Here is a 15,144-nt window from a genome sequence, read left to right as displayed (position 1 = left end):
CGTGAGTACGCCGAGCATCACCGAAGAGGTCCGCACCGCCCTGGCCGAGGACCGGCCTGTCGTCGCGCTGGAGTCCACCATCCTGTCCCACGGGCTGCCGCCCGGGCGGAACCGCGAGGTCGCCGCGAAACTGGAGGACGTCGTCCGTGCAGCGGGGGCGGTGCCGGCTACCGTTGCCGTGCTCGGTGGAGTGGCCAAGGTCGGGTTGTCCGCCGCCGAACTGGACTTCGTGTGCGACCCGGCGAATGACCTGGTGAAGCTGTCGCGGCGGGATCTCGGGGCGGCGTTCGCGCTCGGGCGGGACGGTGCCACGACGGTCGCCTCCACTGCCGCGCTGGCCCATGCCGCCGGGATCGGGGTGTTCGCCACCGGCGGGTTGGGTGGGGTGCACCGGGGGGCTCGGGAGACGTGGGACGTGTCCGCCGACCTCGACGTGCTGGCCACCACGCCCGTCCTCGTCGTGTGTTCCGGGGTGAAGTCGATTCTCGACATCGGGGCCACGTTGGAGTTGCTGGAGACCCGCTCCGTCCCCGTCCTGGGGTATCGGACCGACGTGTTCCCGGCGTTCTACCGGCGCGAGTCGGCGTTCGGCGTGCCGTGGCGGGTGGACGGGCCCGCGCAGGCGGCGGCGGTCGTGGCCGCGCATCGGGGGTCGGTGCCCGGCACGGCCGGCGTGCTGTTGGCGAATCCGATTCCGCCTGAGTTCGAGATGGACGTCGAGTTGCACGACCGGCTGCTGGCCGAAGGGCTCGAACTGACTCGGGACGTGCACGGCAAGGACGTCACGCCCGCGTTGTTGGAGCACTTCCACAGCGCCAGCGGCGGGGTCAGCCTGGATGCCAACGAGGCTCTGGTGGTGTCCAACGCCGCGCTCGCCTCGCAGGTGGCCGTGGAGCTGGCGGGATGACCGGGATCATCGTGGTCGGGGATGCCGGGCTTGACGTCGTCGCACGGCATTCCGGGCCGATCGTCCATGGTGGGGACTCCCGGGCGTCGGTGACCATCGCGCCTGGTGGGGCCGGGGCCAACACCGCTGTGTGGCTGGCCGCGTGCGGTGCGTCGCCCACGCTGGTCGCACGGGTCGGGGCGGATTCGGCCGGGCGGCAGGTGCACGCCGAGCTGAGTTCGGTGGGTGTGCGGTGTGCGTTCGCGGTGGATCCGGAGAGATCCACCTGTTGTGTCGTGGTGTTGGTCGACGAGACCGGGCAGCGGAGCATGTTGCCGGACCGCGGGGCCAACGCCCGGTTCTCGCCCGAGGATCTCGATCCCCTGCTCCTCGACGGAGCCGGGCATCTTCACCTGTCGGGGTACGTGTTGTTGGACGCCACATCCCGGCCGGCCGGGTTGGCGGTGTTGGCGGCGGCGCGTGCGGCCGGGTTGACCACCTCGGTCGACCCGCAGTCGGCGGCGTTGATCTACGACGGGTTCCTGGACGACGTCCGTGGTGTCGACCTGTTGCTGCCGAACACCGAGGAGCTGGTCGCGCTCACCGGGTCGGCCGCGCCGGCGTCGGCGTCCGCGTTGCTGGACGTCGTCGGCGCGGTGGCGTTGACGTCCGGTGCGGACGGGGCCGGTTGGGTGGACGCCGACGGTGTCGTCTCGGTCCCGGCGGTGCCGGTCGACTGCGTCGACTCGACGGGTGCGGGGGACGCGTTCGACGCCGGGCTGTTGGCCGCGTGGCTCGACGGGGCGTCACGTGAAGACGCCCTGTCGGCCGGTGTGGCGGCGGCGGCTCGGGCCGTGTCGGGTGTGGGGGCTCAGCCTTCGATGACCTGATGGTCGCGGGCTTCGAGGGCGCGGTGCTCCTTGGCGAAGCGGTTCGCCTTCTCCACCTTGCGGGGTGGGCGGTCGTTCGCGATGAGCACCGCCATCCACGGCAAGGGCACCGACAGCACCAGGAACGCCAGGGCCAGCCACCAGGTCTGGTAGAAGACCATCGCCAGGGCCAGGCACGGGATGCGGGCGCCCATCATGATCGCGTACTTGCGCTTGCGCGCGGCGTGCTGCTCCTCGTAGGAAGGTGCCGCTTCGGTGATGAGCACCGGTGTGCCGTCGCGCTCGTGGTCGACCATGTGTTCCATCGTCCCACTCCCCGGTATCCGGCGACACCTGCCGGGCGACCTATTTGCGGTGAAAGTGACCGCCGACACCGGTGGTCAACGGCTGTTGGCCTACAGTCGCCGGCATGGTCAGACGTTCTGCCGAGGAGACGAAGGCCGCGATCCTGCTCGCCGCTCGGGAGCGGTTCGCGGCGGACGGGTACGAGCGCGCCACCATCCGGGCGGTCGCCACCGAGGCGGCCATCGACCCGGCCATGGTGATGCGGTACTTCGGGAGCAAGGAGAAGCTGTTCGCCGCCGCCGCGGCATTCGATCTCCGCATACCGGAAATCCCGGATAAATCCGATCCCGGCCCGACGTTGGCGCGGCATTTCGTCGAACGGTGGGAGGAGGACGACACGCTGAGGGCACTCCTCCGCGCCGCCGTCAGCCACGAGGCCGCGGCCGAGCGGATGCGGGCGCTGTTCGCCGAGCAGCTCGGGCCGGTGGCGGCCGAACTCGCGCCGGCCGGCGCGACCGCCGCGACCAGGGCGGGGCTGGTCGCCACGCAGTTGATGGGGGTGGCCATGTGCCGGTACGTGTTGGCCCTGCCGCCGGTCGTGGCCATGTCGCGCGACGAGCTGGCGGCCTGGCTCGGGCCCACGATCAGCCGCTACCTGACCGCGTCGGACCCGAACTGACCGTACGATCCCGACCGTGGTGGCCCTTGATCGCCTCGTGGACGTGCTCGGCAGTCTGGGCACCCACCTGAGCTGCGCCCCACGGGGCCGGGACGTCGAGCTGCGCGGCGTCGCCCTGCACGACCCGACCGAGCACACCACCGTCGCGCCGGACGACGTGCTGCTCGCGCTCGGTGTCCCCTCCCCCGCCGCGGCGGCCCGACTGGTCGGGTCGACGAGTGCGGCGGCGGTGGTGCTGCACGGGACGCCGCCGTTGGACGAACGGGTGGTCGCGGCGGCGAAGCGGTCGGGCGCGGCAGTGCTCCTGGTCGACCCGTCGGTGCCGTGGGGACAGCTCGCGAACGTCGCCCAGACGTTGGTGCTGAGCGGGCAGCGGGAGGGGTCGGGCGACCTGTTCGCCGTGGCCGACGCCATCGCGGCGGTGGTCGGCGGGCCGGTGACCATCGAGGACCAGCAGTCGCGGGTGTTGGCCTACTCCTACCGGCAGCAGGGCGTCGACCCGGTGCGGGTGCAGACCATCCTCGGGCGTCGGGTGCCCGAGGGCGCACGGCAGGCGTTGGACGAGTACGGCGTGTTCACCCACCTCGCGCGGTCCGACGAGCCGATGTTCGTGCCGAAGCTCACCGAACAGCTCGGCGGGCGGCTGGTCGCGCCGGTCCGGGCGGGGCGCGAGCTGCTCGGCTCGGTGTGGGTCGAGGTCGAGGCCGATGTCGGCGCCCAGCTCCACGCGGCGCTCCAGGACGGCGCGCGCACCGCCGCCCTGCACCTGCTGCGCGCACGGGCCAGCGCGGACCTGGAGCGGCAGGCCGAGGCGGACCTGGTGATCAGCCTGCTGGACGAGGGCGTGCCGGCGAACCTCACCCGGCTGGGGCTGCCCCTGACGAATCTGCGGGTGATCGCCGTGCGGGCGCACGCGGGCGAGGGCGAGCACGGGGCCGCGCTGCTGGCGTTCGAACGGGCCACGGCGGGTTTCGGCTGGTCACGGCCGGGGCGCAGCGCGTTGTTCGGCAATGTGCTGTACACCGTGCTGCCGTGCGGCGAGGACCCCTCGATCGCTTGCGACTGGGTGAGGGCGCTGGTCCGCGAACTGCCCGCGGAGGCCGTGGTGGACGCGGGCATCGGCGGGCGGGCGGACGCGGCGCAGCTTCCCGCGTCCCGGAACGAGGCCGACGAGTGCCTGGCCCTGTCGATCGGCGAGCCCGTCGTCTACGACCAGGCGTGGGCGAAGGTGCTGCTGCGCCGGCTGGCGACGGTGGCCGAGACGGGGCGGCTGCCGGCGCGGGGGCCGGTGGCCGACCTGGTGCGGCACGACCAGGACTACGGCACCCAGTACGCGTTGACGCTCCAGGCGTGGCTCGCGGCGCAGGGCGACGCGCGGGAGGCCGCCAAGGCGCTGTCCGTGCACCCCAACACGCTCCGGTACCGGATGCAGAAGATGGCCGAGGTCACCACGCTTCCGTTGGACGACCCGGACCAGCGGCTGGCGATGGCGATCGCGCTGGCCGTCGGCGTGCGCCACGACTGACCACCCGCGCTGACAGGCGACCGGCTTCGCCCCACGACCGACACCCGCGCCGGCGGCGGTCGGGTCGACGCGCAAGGATTGGCTGTGCTTCCTGATCTCTCCACTGAGCTGACCGCGCGGCTGCGCGGGGCATTTCTGAACGCCGGGTACGACGCCGACGGGGTGGTGGACCTGCTGGGCCCGCAGGCGCACGCGGCGCTGGGGCGGGGTGAACCGCAGGCCGCCCGGCGGGTCACGAGGGACGCGGGTGAGCTGGGCACGCTGATCCGGCTGTTCCTGCTCGGTGACGCCGAGGACCCCGCTGACGTGACCAAGGCGCTGGCCGGCCTGGACGTCGAGCAGGCGCTCGGGGCGCAGGTGCTGGTGCGGTCCGGGGACCGGCTCCGGGCCGGTCTGGACATCCGTCCGTACGGCGACGACGACGGCTCGTGGTGGGTGATCGCGGACCTGGACTCCGACCAGCGGGGCGGGCCGGTGCCCGCCGACCACGTGCTGGGGGTCGGCCACGCGTCGATCAGCCTGGCCAGGGCCACCTCCCGCCGTCCGGTGGACACGCTGCTGGACCTGGGCACCGGGTGCGGCGTGCAGGCCCTGCACGCCAGTCGGCACGCCCGGCGGATCACCGCCACCGACCTGTCCGAGCGGGCGCTGCGGCTGGCCCAGGGGACGTTCCGGCTCAACGAGATCGACGTCGAGCTGCGGCAGGGCGAGTGGTTCGCGCCGCTGCGCAACCGGAAGTTCGACCAGGTGGTGTGCAATCCCCCGTTCGTGGTGGGGCCGCCGCGCGTCGACTACGTCTACCGCGACTCCGGTCTGGGCGGTGACGACGCCAGCGCCCTGGTCGTGCGGCAGTTGCCCGCGTTCCTGAACGAGGGCGGGGTCGGCCAGCTACTGGCGTCCTGGCTGCACCGCAAGGGCGAGGACTGGGCGGACCGGGTCTCGGGCTGGCTGCCGAAGCACGTGGACGCCTGGTTCGTGCAGCGGGACGTGGCCGATCCGACCCTGTACGTCGGCACGTGGCTGCGGGACGCGGGCGTGGACCCCCGGTCGGACGAGGGTCGGGCGAAGGCCGACGCGTGGCTGGACTGGTTCGCCGAGAACGACGTCGAGGGCATCGGCTTCGGGTTCGTCACCCTGCGCCGCACCGACGTCGCGCACCCGGAGGTGGTGTGCGAAGACCTGCGCCACGCCTACGACGACCCGCTGGGCCCGGAGTCGGCGGCGTGGCTGGACCGCGTGACGTGGCTGCGCGAGCACGACGACGACCAGCTCCTGCGGACCCGTTTCACCGTGCCGGAGACCGTTGTGCTGGAAGAGGTCTCCGCGCCGACGGAGGAGGGCTGGGAATCGGTCGTGCGCCGCCTGCACCGCACCGACGGCCCCGGCTGGCAGCACGAGCTGGACGAGACCGCCGCGCGGCTGCTCGCGGGCTTCCGGGGCGCGTTGCCGCTGGAGGACCTGGTCACGCTGCTGGCGTACGCCCAGGACCTGGACGCCGACGACCTCGCCGACGCGGCGCTGCCGGTGGTGCGGGAACTGGTGAGGCACGGCATGGTGACGCCGGCGTGAGGGCGGTCGTGACGCGCGTCACCGAGGCCGAGGTGACTGTGGACGGCGCGCGGGTCGGGGCCATCGGGGAGCCGGGACTCCTTGTGCTGCTTGGCATCCACGTCGACGACACGGCGACGAAGGCCCCGCTGATGGCCCGCAAGCTGCATGAGCTGCGCATCCTGCGGGACGAGGAGTCGTGCGCCACGACCGGCGCGCCGCTCCTGGTGGTGAGCCAGTTCACGCTTTACGGGGAGACGCGGAAGGGCAGGCGGCCGTCGTGGACGGCCGCCGCCCGGCCGGAGGTGGCCGAGCCGTTGGTCGACGCGGTGGTGCGGGAACTGCGCCAGAAGGGCGCGCGAGTGGAAACCGGGCGGTTCGGCGCGATGATGTCGGTACGCAGTGCGAACGACGGTCCGTTCACCGTGTTGGTGGAACTCTAGATCCTTCTCAGGCAATCCTCAGGATTCGCGGCGCAACCGCTGTGACGGCAGTGACGTCTCCAGATCGGGGAGACGGGAACCATTTCGCTCCGGTCGACGTTTCCCCCAGTGACGGAAGCCGAAAGGCGACGCCGCGCAGCGCAGCGCGGGATGCGTGACCGCACTGCCAGCCCGCGACAAGGGGGAGGGAGCTCCATGACCGTCCCGAAGGTCCTCGACCGCGAGGTCGGGAACGAGACGACCACCACGAGCGCCGAGTTGGACCTCGACGCCCAGGGACCGGCCGCCGACCTGGTTCGGGTCTACCTGAACGGCATCGGCAAGACAGCGCTGCTCACCGCGGCCGAGGAGGTGGAACTCGCGAAGCGGATCGAGGCGGGGGTCTTCGCTCAGCACATGCTGGAGACGGGTTCCGGACTGTCCCCGACGCGCCGTGAGGAACTGCGCGCGCTGGTGCGCGACGGCCACGTGGCAAAGAACCACCTTCTCGAAGCGAATCTGCGGTTGGTCGTTTCCCTGGCGAAGCGATACACCGGCCGTGGAATGCCGCTGTTGGATCTCATCCAGGAAGGCAACCTGGGCTTGATCCGCGCGGTCGAGAAGTTCGACTACACCAAGGGCTTCAAGTTCTCCACCTACGCGACGTGGTGGATCCGGCAGGCGATCACCCGCGGAATGGCGGATCAAGGTCGCACCATCCGACTGCCCGTCCACCTGGTGGAGCAGGTGAACAAGCTGGCGCGGATCAAGCGCGACCTGCACCAGCAGCTCGGCCGCGAGGCGACGCACGAGGAGCTGGCCCGCGAGGCCGGCCTGTCGCCGGACAAGGTGGGCGACCTGCTCGACCACGCGCGTGACCCGGTGAGCCTGGACATGCCGGTCGGCACCGAGGAGGACGCCCCGCTGGGCGACTTCATCGAGGACTCGGACGCCACCGACGCCGAGAGCGCCGTCATCTCCGGTCTGCTGCAGGACGACCTGCGCCGGGTGCTGGCGACGCTGGAGGCCCGCGAGCAGGCCGTGATCAGGCTGCGGTACGGCCTGGAGGACGGCCAGCCGCGCACGCTGGACCAGATCGGCAAGCAGTTCGGCCTGTCCCGCGAGCGGGTCCGGCAGATCGAGCGCGAGGTGATGTCCAAGCTGCGGCAGGGTGAGCGGGCCGCCAAGCTGCGGGCTTACGCGAGCTGATCGACCGCGGCCGGCACGGGGGCGGCCGGCCCGGGCCGCGGCGTCATGGTGGCGTCCAGCGCTCTGGAGGTTCTTGCGGGCAGAGGCGCGGCCGGCACGCCTCTGGGGCACGGCCGGGCGCGCATCACCCGTTCGGCCGGGTTGACTTGTGAACGTGGTCACGGCACGGTCGCGTGAGACACGCGCTTTGCGGCACCCCCCACCCCATTTCGTGGAGATGTCGCACGCCGAGGAAGGTCGGGGCGGTCGGGGGCCGGCCCGGCCTTCCGCGTTTTCCGGCCGCGTTCTCCGGGCCGTTCGACCGAGCACGACGTGAATCACACCGCAGCGGGCACACCGCGGCGCAACGCGCGGTATAGGTTCTTCGGAATCCGAACGCGCGCAAGGGAGCCCGCGACGTGCCTGCGTCTGTTTCTTCGGCCACCGCTTTCCAGCACACCGACGTCCTGCCCCTGGCCAAGGACAACCACACCGAGTACCGGCTGGTGACGCCGGACGGCGTGACGGTGGTCGAGGCCGCCGGCCGGACGTTCCTCCAGGTCGAGCCGGCCACGCTGACCCTGCTGGCCAAGGAGGCGATCAGGGACATCCAGCACCTGCTGCGACCCTCGCACCTGGCGCAGCTTCGCGCGATCGTCGACGACCCCGAGGCCAGCGGCAACGACCGGTTCGTCGCCATGGACCTGCTGCGCAACGCGTGCATCTCGGCCGGCGGCGTGCTGCCGATGTGCCAGGACACCGGCACGGCGATCGTGATGGGCAAGCGCACCGAGTCCGTGCTGACCGGCGGCACCGACGAGGAAGCCCTGTCCCGCGGCATCTTCGAGGCCTACCAGGAGCTGAACCTGCGCTACTCGCAGATGGCACCGGTCACGTTCTGGGACGAGAAGAACACCGGCACCAACCTGCCCGCGCAGATCGACCTGTTCACCGCGCCCGGCACCGAGCCGAAGTACGAGTTCCTGTTCATGGCCAAGGGCGGCGGCTCGGCCAACAAGACGTTCCTGTACCAGGAGACCAAGGCGGTGCTGAACCCGTCGCGGCTGGCGAAGTTCCTGGACGAGAAGCTCCGCTCGCTCGGCACCGCCGCCTGCCCGCCGTACCACCTGGCGGTCGTGGTGGGCGGGCTGTCGGCCGAGCAGAACCTGAAGGTCGCGAAGCTGGCGTCCGCCCGGTACCTGGACGGCCTGCCGACCGAGGGCTCGGCGCTGGGCCACGCGTTCCGCGACGTCGACCTGGAGCAGCAGGTCCTGGAGCTGACCCGGAACTTCGGCATCGGCGCGCAGTTCGGCGGCAAGTACTTCTGCCACGACGTGCGGGTGATCCGGCTGCCCCGGCACGGCGCGTCCTGCCCGGTGGGCATCGCGGTCTCGTGCTCGGCCGACCGCCAGGCCAAGGCGAAGATCACGCCCGACGGCGTGTTCCTGGAGCAACTGGAACGCGACCCGGCGCACTTCCTGCCCGACGTGCACGGCGAGGACCTGTCCGACGAGGTCGTCCGGATCGACCTGACCAGGCCGATGTCCGAGATCCGCGAGACGCTGTCGAAGCTGCCGGTGAAGACCCGCGTGTCGCTCACCGGCCCGCTGGTGGTGGCCCGCGACATCGCCCACGCGAAGATCAAGGAACGGCTGGACGCCGGCGAGCCGATGCCGCAGTACCTGAAGGACCACCCGGTGTACTACGCAGGTCCGGCGAAGACCCCGGAGGGTTATGCGTCGGGCTCGTTCGGACCGACGACGGCCGGGCGGATGGACTCGTACGTAGAGCAGTTCCAGGCGGCCGGCGGCTCGATGGTGATGCTGGCCAAGGGCAACCGGTCGCAGCAGGTGACCGACGCGTGCCGGGCGCACGGCGGGTTCTACCTCGGCTCGATCGGCGGGCCGGCGGCGCGGCTGGCGCAGGACTGCATCCGGAAGGTCGAGGTGCTGGAGTACCCGGAGCTGGGGATGGAAGCGGTCTGGAAGATCGAGGTGGAGGACTTCCCGGCGTTCGTCGTGGTGGACGACAAGGGCAACGACTTCTTCGCCGAGACCTCCGCGCCGACCTTGCAGATCACGTTCCGCAAGTAGGCAGTGCGGTTCGGGGGCCGGCCGCCGGCCCCGGTATCGATTGTCCCACGCGGCACCGACGATTTCGGCTGCGTCGCAGGTCAGGGCGTTCAGCCGGTGCGGTCAGGCGGTCTGCTCGCGGGCTTCCAGGACGATCCGGCGTTGGCCCAGGGGCGCGTCCAGCACCACGTTGACCGGCACCAGGTACAGCTCCTCCGTGCACGCCCCGCCGGTGGGCGGGTAGTACGTGGTCACCAGTGCGATCTGCACCTGGTCGGCGGACTGTGCCGTGATCTCGGCGGACGCCCGCTTGCACCCGCCGGCGAGGCTGAATACCTGCACCGTGCGGCCGTCGGACGCCAGCCACGCCTCGCGCTTGTAGATGTCCGACAGCGTGCTGCCGTCGATCTGCGCCGACGGGACCGCCGTCGGGCCGGGCAGCGGCGGCGCGCTCGACTGCGGTGGGGGTTCGGTGGGGCGTCCGGTGGGTGACAACGTTGTCGTCGGCGATGTCGGGGCCGTGGCGGACGTGCTGGGCGAAGGCGTGGTCGGCGTCGACGAGAAGGGCGGGGACGTGGACGGTCCGTCGCCGCTGCACCCGGCCAGGGCGAACGCCGCGAGGACCACAGCGACCTTGACGTTCCTCATAGCGGTAGGACGGTACTTCCGCGCCGACGGGTTGCATAGGGCAGTGCCCCGCCGAACGCATTGGGCCGAACGCATAGCGCAGCGCCGAACGCATAGGGCGGTGCCCGGCCGACGGGGCAGGTCGGCCGGGCACCTGAGGGGAGGGAGGAACGTCTACTTCTGGTCCTGCCGCATGGAGAGTTCCACGGTCCGCTCGCCCAGCGGCGCGTCGAGCTTGGCCGTCAGCGGCGGGTAGCGGATGTCCATGGTGCAGACCTGCGCGTCCTTCGGCGTGGTCTCGACCAGGACGACCTTCACGGTCTGCGGGCTCTGTTCGGCGATCTCGACGCTCGCCTTGCCGCAGCCGCCTTCCTGGCCGATCAGGCCCAACGTGCTGCCGTCGCCCTCGGTCCACACCGTGCGCGGTGTCCCTTCGGGCAGGGTGGAGACGTCGAGCTTGTCCTTGGGCACTTCCTTGCCGTTCGGGGGCACCGGGCTCTCGAACTCCGGGTCCTCCGAGGATGACGGTGACGAAGGCGCGGTGGTCAGCGTCGGACCGCCGCTGCTGCCCGCGTCGAGCGAGGGCTGGGGCGACGCGCAGCCGGTCAGCACGACGAACAGCAGCGCACCGGCACCGATCGCGGTTCCTAGGCTTCTCATGTGTCAAGGACGGAGCCACCCGCGGCCCGGGTTGCGCCGCCCTTTTGACAGTTACCCGATCAGGCGTACTTGTTCACATATGTGAGACCGGGTCGTGTATGCGAACCCGACGCCAAGACTGCCAGAATTGCCGTGGCGACGTGTCACAAGCGTGTTGCCGGACGTTTCCGGGGAGGACAGGTGACTGGTCCCGCGTCACCCGGTCGACCGAACGCGGTCAAATCGGCCGACCGGACCGTGGAACTGCTCGAAGCGCTGTCCGCGTCGGACCGCCCGCTGACGCTGACCGAGCTGCACCGCGAGCTGAGCTATCCCAAGTCGAGCCTCTACATGCTGTTGCGGACGCTCGTCGCCCGCGGCTGGGTCGAACTCGACGCCACGCGCGGGACCTACGGCATCGGCGTGCGCGCCCTGCTGGTCGGCACGTCGTACCTGGACCACGACCCGGTGGTGAAGGTCGCCATCCGGGTCATGGAGCAGGTCCGCCGGGAGGTCGACGAGACGGTCCACCTCGCCCGCCTCGACGGCTCCGACGTGGTCTACCTGGCGAGCCGGGAGTCCGAGCACCACCTGCGGGTGGTCTCCCGGGTCGGCCGGCGGCTGCCCGCGCACTCGACGTCCCTGGGCAAGGCGCTGCTCGCCGCGCGCGGCCCGCGGGAGGTGGACGCGCTCCTGCCCGCCCGGCTGGAGCGGCTGACCGCCCACACGGTGGTCGAGCGGCCCGCGCTGCACGCCCAACTGGCGCGCTTCCGCAGCGCCGGGTACGCCCGTGAGCGCGAGGAGAACACCCCGGGCCTGGCGTGCTTCGCGGTCGCGCTGCCGTACCGCGACCCCGTGCTGGACGCGCTGAGCTGTTCGGTCCCGCTGGGGCGACTCGACGCCGAGCACGAGCGGCAGGTCGTCGAAGCCCTGCTGCGCGGCGCCCGCACCATCACCGAGCTGCTCCGCCAGTCCGGCCGCTGAACCGCACCACCGCGAACCGAGCACCACCACGAACCCGCACCACCGCGAACCCGCACCACCGCGAACCCGCACCGCCGCTGAACCCGCACCACCGCACACCGACCGCCGGCCCCCGCACACCAACCGAAAGGCCGACCCGTGACCGCACGCATCCTGATCACCGGAGCCGCCGGCCGGGTGGGCACGTTCCTGCGTGCCCGCCTCGCCTCCCCCGACCGCGTCCTGCGGCTGCTGGACATCGCCGAACAGCCGCCGGCCGCCGACGGCGAGCGCGTCGAACTCGTGCGCGCCTCGGTCACCGACCCGGCCGCGATGGAGGAGGCCTGCGCGGGCGTCGACGCCGTGATCCACCTGGGCGGCCACAGCGGGGAGCGGCCCTGGGCGCAGATCCTGGAGGTCAACATCGACGGCACGCACACCGTCCTGGAAGCCGCGCGCCGACAAGGCGTGCGACGGGTCGTGCTGGCCGGTTCCAACCACGCCGTCGGCTTCTACGAGAAGTCGTCCGGCGAGGCGGGCGACTACCTGTTCCCTCAGCCCGACACCTATTACGGCGTGAGCAAAGCAGCGATGGAGGCGTTGGGCAGCCTCTACGCGAGCCGTTACGGCATGGACGTCCTCACGGTGCGCATCGGGTCGTGCTTCGAGAAGCCGAAGGACGTCCGGATGCTGTCCACGTGGCTCTCCCCCGACGACGCGGCCCGGCTGTTCGAGGTGTGCCTGTCCGCGCCGTCGCCCGGTTTCCGGGTGGTGTGGGGCGTTTCGGACAACACCCGGCGCTGGTTCTCGCTGGACGAGGCGCGGGCGCTCGGCTACGAGCCGAAGGACGACGCCGAGGTGCACGCGGCGGAGGTGATCGCCGCCGCCGGGGAGCCGAACCCGTTGGCGGAGGAGTACCTGGGCGGCGCCTGGTGCGGGCCGAACCTCGACACGGCGGTGCGCGAAGCGGGCCGGTGACCGCCGACCGAGGCCGCCGACCGCCGACGCCACGCCATCGTGGCCCCGGCTCACGAGTCGGCGCCCTCCGACGGCTCGGCGAGTGCCGTGCCGGACCGCGACGCCATCAAACTCGCGATGGTCGTGATCACGAGCACCACCAGGATCACCCCCAGCGACAGCAGGATCGGGATCTCCGGCGCCCACCCGACCCCGTGGTGGTGCAACGCCTCCAGGATGAGCTTGACGCCGATGAACGCCAGGATCACCGCGAGGCCCTTGGCCAGGTGCACGAGCCGGTCCAGCAGCCCGCCGATGAGGAAGAACAACTGGCGCAGCCCCATCAGCGCGAACGCGTTGGCCGTCAGCACCAGGTACGCCTCCTGGGTCAGGCCGAAGATCGCCGGGATCGAGTCGACCGCGAACAGCAGGTCCGTCGTGCCGACCGCGACCATCACCATGAGCATCGGCGTCACCACCCGCCGCCCGTGCACCACCGTCGTCAACCGCGCGCCCTCGTAGGACGAACTGGTGGGCAGCACGCGCTTGACCCCGCGGAGCACCGCGTTCTCGGGGACCTCGGGCCCGTCGGACGCCTGCTGCCGCAACATCTTCCACGCCGTGAAGATCAGGAACGCCCCGAACAGGTAGAACATCCAGTCGAACCGCGCGATCGCCTGGGCGCCGAGCGCGATGAACACCGCGCGCAGCACCAGGGCCAGCACCACGCCGACGATCAGCACCTTCTGCCGGTACTCGCGCGGCACCCCGAACCTGCCCATGATCAGCACGAACACGAACAGGTTGTCCACGCTGAGCGAGTACTCGGTGATCCACCCGGCGAAGAACTCGCCGCCGAAGGCCGGTCCCGCGAACACCCACACGCCCAGCCCGAACAGCACGGCGAGGCCGACGTAGAACACCACCGACACCAGCGACTCGCGGAACGACGGGTCGCGTGGATTCCGGGCCACCAGGTAGAAGTCGAGCGCGATCACCAGCGCGATCCCGCCTAGCGTGGCGATCCACACCCACGTGGGTAGCTGCATCAATGCCCTTTCACGAGAACCGGGTCACCGCTCGCGCCGGAGGTGTTCGACCTGCCGCCCCGACCCACCGCCGCGCCAACGGAGCGCGCTCCCGCACCCGGTCCGGCCGGTACGGCGCGATCAACCCATGCAACCACACGATCCCGGTCGCCCAACCGAATTCGTGTCGGCCGGGGCACGAGGCTTCGGCGACCGCGAGCCCGCGGCCTACGGCGTCGCCAGCGCCTCCGTGGGCGACAGCCGACTCGCGCGCACCGCCGGGTAGAGCCCGGCCACCACGCCGATCACCACGGTCGCCACCACCCCGCCCGCGGTCGCCCACGCCGGCACCACGGACGGCCAGCCCTGGTAGAGGGCGTAGCCGCCGGTCACCAGGACGCCCAGCACCGCGCCGCCCACCCCGCCGAGACCGGACAGCAGCAGGGATTCCGCGAGGAACTGCGCCCGCACGTGGCCCCTGGTCGCGCCGAGCGACCGGCGCAGGCCGATCTCTGCGCGCCGTTCCAGCACGGAGATCACCATGGTGTTGGCCACGCCCACACCCCCGACCAGCAGCGCCACCGCGCCCAGGCCGAGCAGCAGGGCGTTGAGCGTCGCGTCGGTGGCCTGCTTGGCCGCCAGCACGTCCGACGGCCGCGACACCTCGACCTCGTCCGGGTGTTCGGGGTTGGCGGTGGCCGCGAGCCGGGCCTGCACGGCGTGCACCGCGTCCTCCCGCGCCCGTGCGTACACCGTCGTCGGGTAGCCGTCGAAGCCCAGTTCCCGTTCCGCCACCGGCCACCCGACCAGCGCGGCGGTGTCCAGCTCGGGCGCGAGCGGCGCCGGTCCCAGCACGCCCACCACGGTGAACCAGCCGCCGCCGAGGTGGACCGGCTCACCCGGCGCGGCCACGCCCAGCCGCTCGGCCGCCTTCGCGCCCAGCACCACCGCCGGGTAGCGCGCCGTGGCGTCGTTGAGGAACTCGCCGCGCGCCATCGTCACGCCCACCGTCGCGGGCAGGTCGGTGCGGGCGGCCAGCACGCCGATGCCGCCGGACTGGCTCGCCGGGACGCGGTCGTTCCGGTACACCTTCGCGCCGACCACCGCGCCGGTGGCGGTGGTGGCGGTGACCGGCTCCATCCGGCCGATCATGCCGACCGACTCGGCGGGCAGGTGGGTCTGCTCGCCGAACAGGGTCTGGCCGGGGCCGACCGCGAGCAGGTTCGTGCCCAGCGCGGAGAGCTGCCGGTCCAGGTCCTCCCGGCTGGAGGTGGAGATGCCGACCACGGACACCATCGCCGCGATCCCGATGGCGATCCCCAGCGCGGACAGGACCACCCGCGTCGGCCTGGCCCGCAGCCCGGCTCCGCCGACCCGCAGCACGTCGACCGCCCGCAGCCGGGCGGGGCGCAGCTCACCCATCGCCGACCCGCAG

At 71.8% G+C, this 15,144-nt stretch carries 15 protein-coding genes; 10 read left to right on the top strand and 5 right to left on the bottom strand.

All coding sequences use genetic code 11. The annotated features are described in order from the left end of the window. The first annotated feature begins 1 nt into the window (after nucleotide 1). The gene (locus tag ACQPZF_RS09515; RefSeq protein WP_433270351.1) at nucleotides 2–907 is read left to right on the top strand and encodes a pseudouridine-5'-phosphate glycosidase; all 906 of its coding nucleotides are present in this window, start codon (nucleotides 2–4) and stop codon (nucleotides 905–907) included. After that, complete coding sequence (locus ACQPZF_RS09510) at nucleotides 904–1,776, top strand: carbohydrate kinase family protein (RefSeq protein ID WP_433270350.1); 873 nt, start codon at nucleotides 904–906, stop codon at nucleotides 1,774–1,776. The genes ACQPZF_RS09515 and ACQPZF_RS09510 overlap by 4 nt, the downstream gene beginning before the upstream one ends. Here the strand turns inward: ACQPZF_RS09510 and ACQPZF_RS09505 are convergent. Next, a complete protein-coding gene (locus ACQPZF_RS09505) occupies nucleotides 1,758–2,072 on the bottom strand; it encodes a DUF3099 domain-containing protein (protein ID WP_433274500.1) in 315 nt (104 codons plus the stop codon). The two genes, ACQPZF_RS09510 and ACQPZF_RS09505, sit on opposite strands and share 19 nt — an antisense overlap. Before the next feature lie 113 nt (nucleotides 2,073–2,185). Here ACQPZF_RS09505 and ACQPZF_RS09500 point away from each other — a divergent pair, with 113 nt between their 5' ends. The 6 genes from ACQPZF_RS09500 (at nucleotide 2,186) to ACQPZF_RS09475 (ending at nucleotide 9,516) form a co-directional block, all read left to right on the top strand. Then, on the top strand, nucleotides 2,186–2,740 hold the full coding sequence (locus ACQPZF_RS09500) for a TetR family transcriptional regulator (RefSeq protein ID WP_433270348.1): 555 nt from the start codon (nucleotides 2,186–2,188) through the stop codon (nucleotides 2,738–2,740). A gap of 16 nt (nucleotides 2,741–2,756) precedes the next feature. Then, complete coding sequence (locus ACQPZF_RS09495) at nucleotides 2,757–4,265, top strand: PucR family transcriptional regulator (RefSeq protein ID WP_433270346.1); 1,509 nt, start codon at nucleotides 2,757–2,759, stop codon at nucleotides 4,263–4,265. 84 nt (nucleotides 4,266–4,349) lie between these two features. Next, entirely contained in the window at nucleotides 4,350–5,834 is a 1,485-nt protein-coding gene (locus ACQPZF_RS09490) for a DUF7059 domain-containing protein (protein ID WP_433270344.1), read from the top strand. Then, entirely contained in the window at nucleotides 5,831–6,256 is a 426-nt protein-coding gene (dtd, locus tag ACQPZF_RS09485) for a D-aminoacyl-tRNA deacylase (protein ID WP_433270342.1), read from the top strand. The genes ACQPZF_RS09490 and dtd overlap by 4 nt, the downstream gene beginning before the upstream one ends. Nucleotides 6,257–6,451: 195 nt before the next feature. Beyond that, nucleotides 6,452–7,444: a sigma-70 family RNA polymerase sigma factor gene (locus tag ACQPZF_RS09480; RefSeq protein ID WP_433270340.1), complete on the top strand. Its 993-nt coding sequence runs from the start codon at nucleotides 6,452–6,454 to the stop codon at nucleotides 7,442–7,444. Nucleotides 7,445–7,842: 398 nt separating this feature from the next. Continuing rightward, entirely contained in the window at nucleotides 7,843–9,516 is a 1,674-nt protein-coding gene (locus ACQPZF_RS09475) for a fumarate hydratase (RefSeq protein ID WP_433270338.1), read from the top strand. Nucleotides 9,517–9,618: 102 nt separating this feature from the next. Here ACQPZF_RS09475 and ACQPZF_RS09470 read toward each other — a convergent pair whose 3' ends face one another. Next, entirely contained in the window at nucleotides 9,619–10,143 is a 525-nt protein-coding gene (locus tag ACQPZF_RS09470; protein ID WP_433270336.1) for a hypothetical protein, read from the bottom strand. 153 nt (nucleotides 10,144–10,296) lie between these two features. Further along, nucleotides 10,297–10,782 carry a hypothetical protein gene (locus ACQPZF_RS09465; protein ID WP_433270334.1) on the bottom strand — a complete coding sequence of 162 codons (486 nt, stop codon included), beginning with the start codon at nucleotides 10,780–10,782 and terminating at the stop codon, nucleotides 10,297–10,299. A 180-nt stretch (nucleotides 10,783–10,962) separates the two neighbouring features. Here ACQPZF_RS09465 and ACQPZF_RS09460 point away from each other — a divergent pair, with 180 nt between their 5' ends. Together ACQPZF_RS09460 and ACQPZF_RS09455 are read left to right on the top strand one after the other, a co-directional pair. Beyond that, the gene (locus ACQPZF_RS09460) at nucleotides 10,963–11,745 is read left to right on the top strand and encodes an IclR family transcriptional regulator (protein WP_433270332.1); all 783 of its coding nucleotides are present in this window, start codon (nucleotides 10,963–10,965) and stop codon (nucleotides 11,743–11,745) included. Nucleotides 11,746–11,883: 138 nt separating this feature from the next. Further along, nucleotides 11,884–12,702 carry an NAD-dependent epimerase/dehydratase family protein gene (locus ACQPZF_RS09455; protein WP_433270330.1) on the top strand — a complete coding sequence of 273 codons (819 nt, stop codon included), beginning with the start codon at nucleotides 11,884–11,886 and terminating at the stop codon, nucleotides 12,700–12,702. Between the two features lie 50 nt (nucleotides 12,703–12,752). On the opposite strand, the gene ACQPZF_RS09450 is transcribed toward ACQPZF_RS09455, so the two are convergent. Together ACQPZF_RS09450 and ACQPZF_RS09445 are read right to left on the bottom strand one after the other, a co-directional pair. Then, a complete protein-coding gene (locus tag ACQPZF_RS09450; protein WP_433270328.1) occupies nucleotides 12,753–13,730 on the bottom strand; it encodes a TerC family protein in 978 nt (325 codons plus the stop codon). A gap of 207 nt (nucleotides 13,731–13,937) precedes the next feature. Next, nucleotides 13,938–15,131 (bottom strand): ABC transporter permease, encoded by a 1,194-nt coding sequence (locus ACQPZF_RS09445; protein ID WP_433274498.1) that lies wholly within the window; start codon nucleotides 15,129–15,131, stop codon nucleotides 13,938–13,940. Nucleotides 15,132–15,144 lie beyond the last annotated feature (13 nt).

It is taken from the genome of Actinosynnema sp. CS-041913 (assembly GCF_050942485.1).
In the GTDB taxonomy this organism is placed as follows: domain Bacteria; phylum Actinomycetota; class Actinomycetes; order Mycobacteriales; family Pseudonocardiaceae; genus Actinosynnema.
The sequence above is the reverse complement of the archived record's forward strand: the minus strand, read 5'-3'. Positions and strand labels throughout refer to the sequence as shown.

Coding starts and splice junctions, on each gene's coding strand:
- ACQPZF_RS09510 (WP_433270350.1), top strand. CDS start 904: ATGACCGGGATCATCGTGGTCGGGGATGCCGGGCTTGACGTCGTCGCA.
- ACQPZF_RS09505 (WP_433274500.1), bottom strand. CDS start 2,072: ATGGTCGACCACGAGCGCGACGGCACACCGGTGCTCATCACCGAAGCG.
- ACQPZF_RS09500 (WP_433270348.1), top strand. CDS start 2,186: ATGGTCAGACGTTCTGCCGAGGAGACGAAGGCCGCGATCCTGCTCGCC.
- ACQPZF_RS09480 (WP_433270340.1), top strand. CDS start 6,452: ATGACCGTCCCGAAGGTCCTCGACCGCGAGGTCGGGAACGAGACGACC.
- ACQPZF_RS09470 (WP_433270336.1), bottom strand. CDS start 10,143: ATGAGGAACGTCAAGGTCGCTGTGGTCCTCGCGGCGTTCGCCCTGGCC.
- ACQPZF_RS09465 (WP_433270334.1), bottom strand. CDS start 10,782: ATGAGAAGCCTAGGAACCGCGATCGGTGCCGGTGCGCTGCTGTTCGTC.
- ACQPZF_RS09450 (WP_433270328.1), bottom strand. CDS start 13,730: ATGCAGCTACCCACGTGGGTGTGGATCGCCACGCTAGGCGGGATCGCG.
- ACQPZF_RS09445 (WP_433274498.1), bottom strand. CDS start 15,131: ATGGGTGAGCTGCGCCCCGCCCGGCTGCGGGCGGTCGACGTGCTGCGG.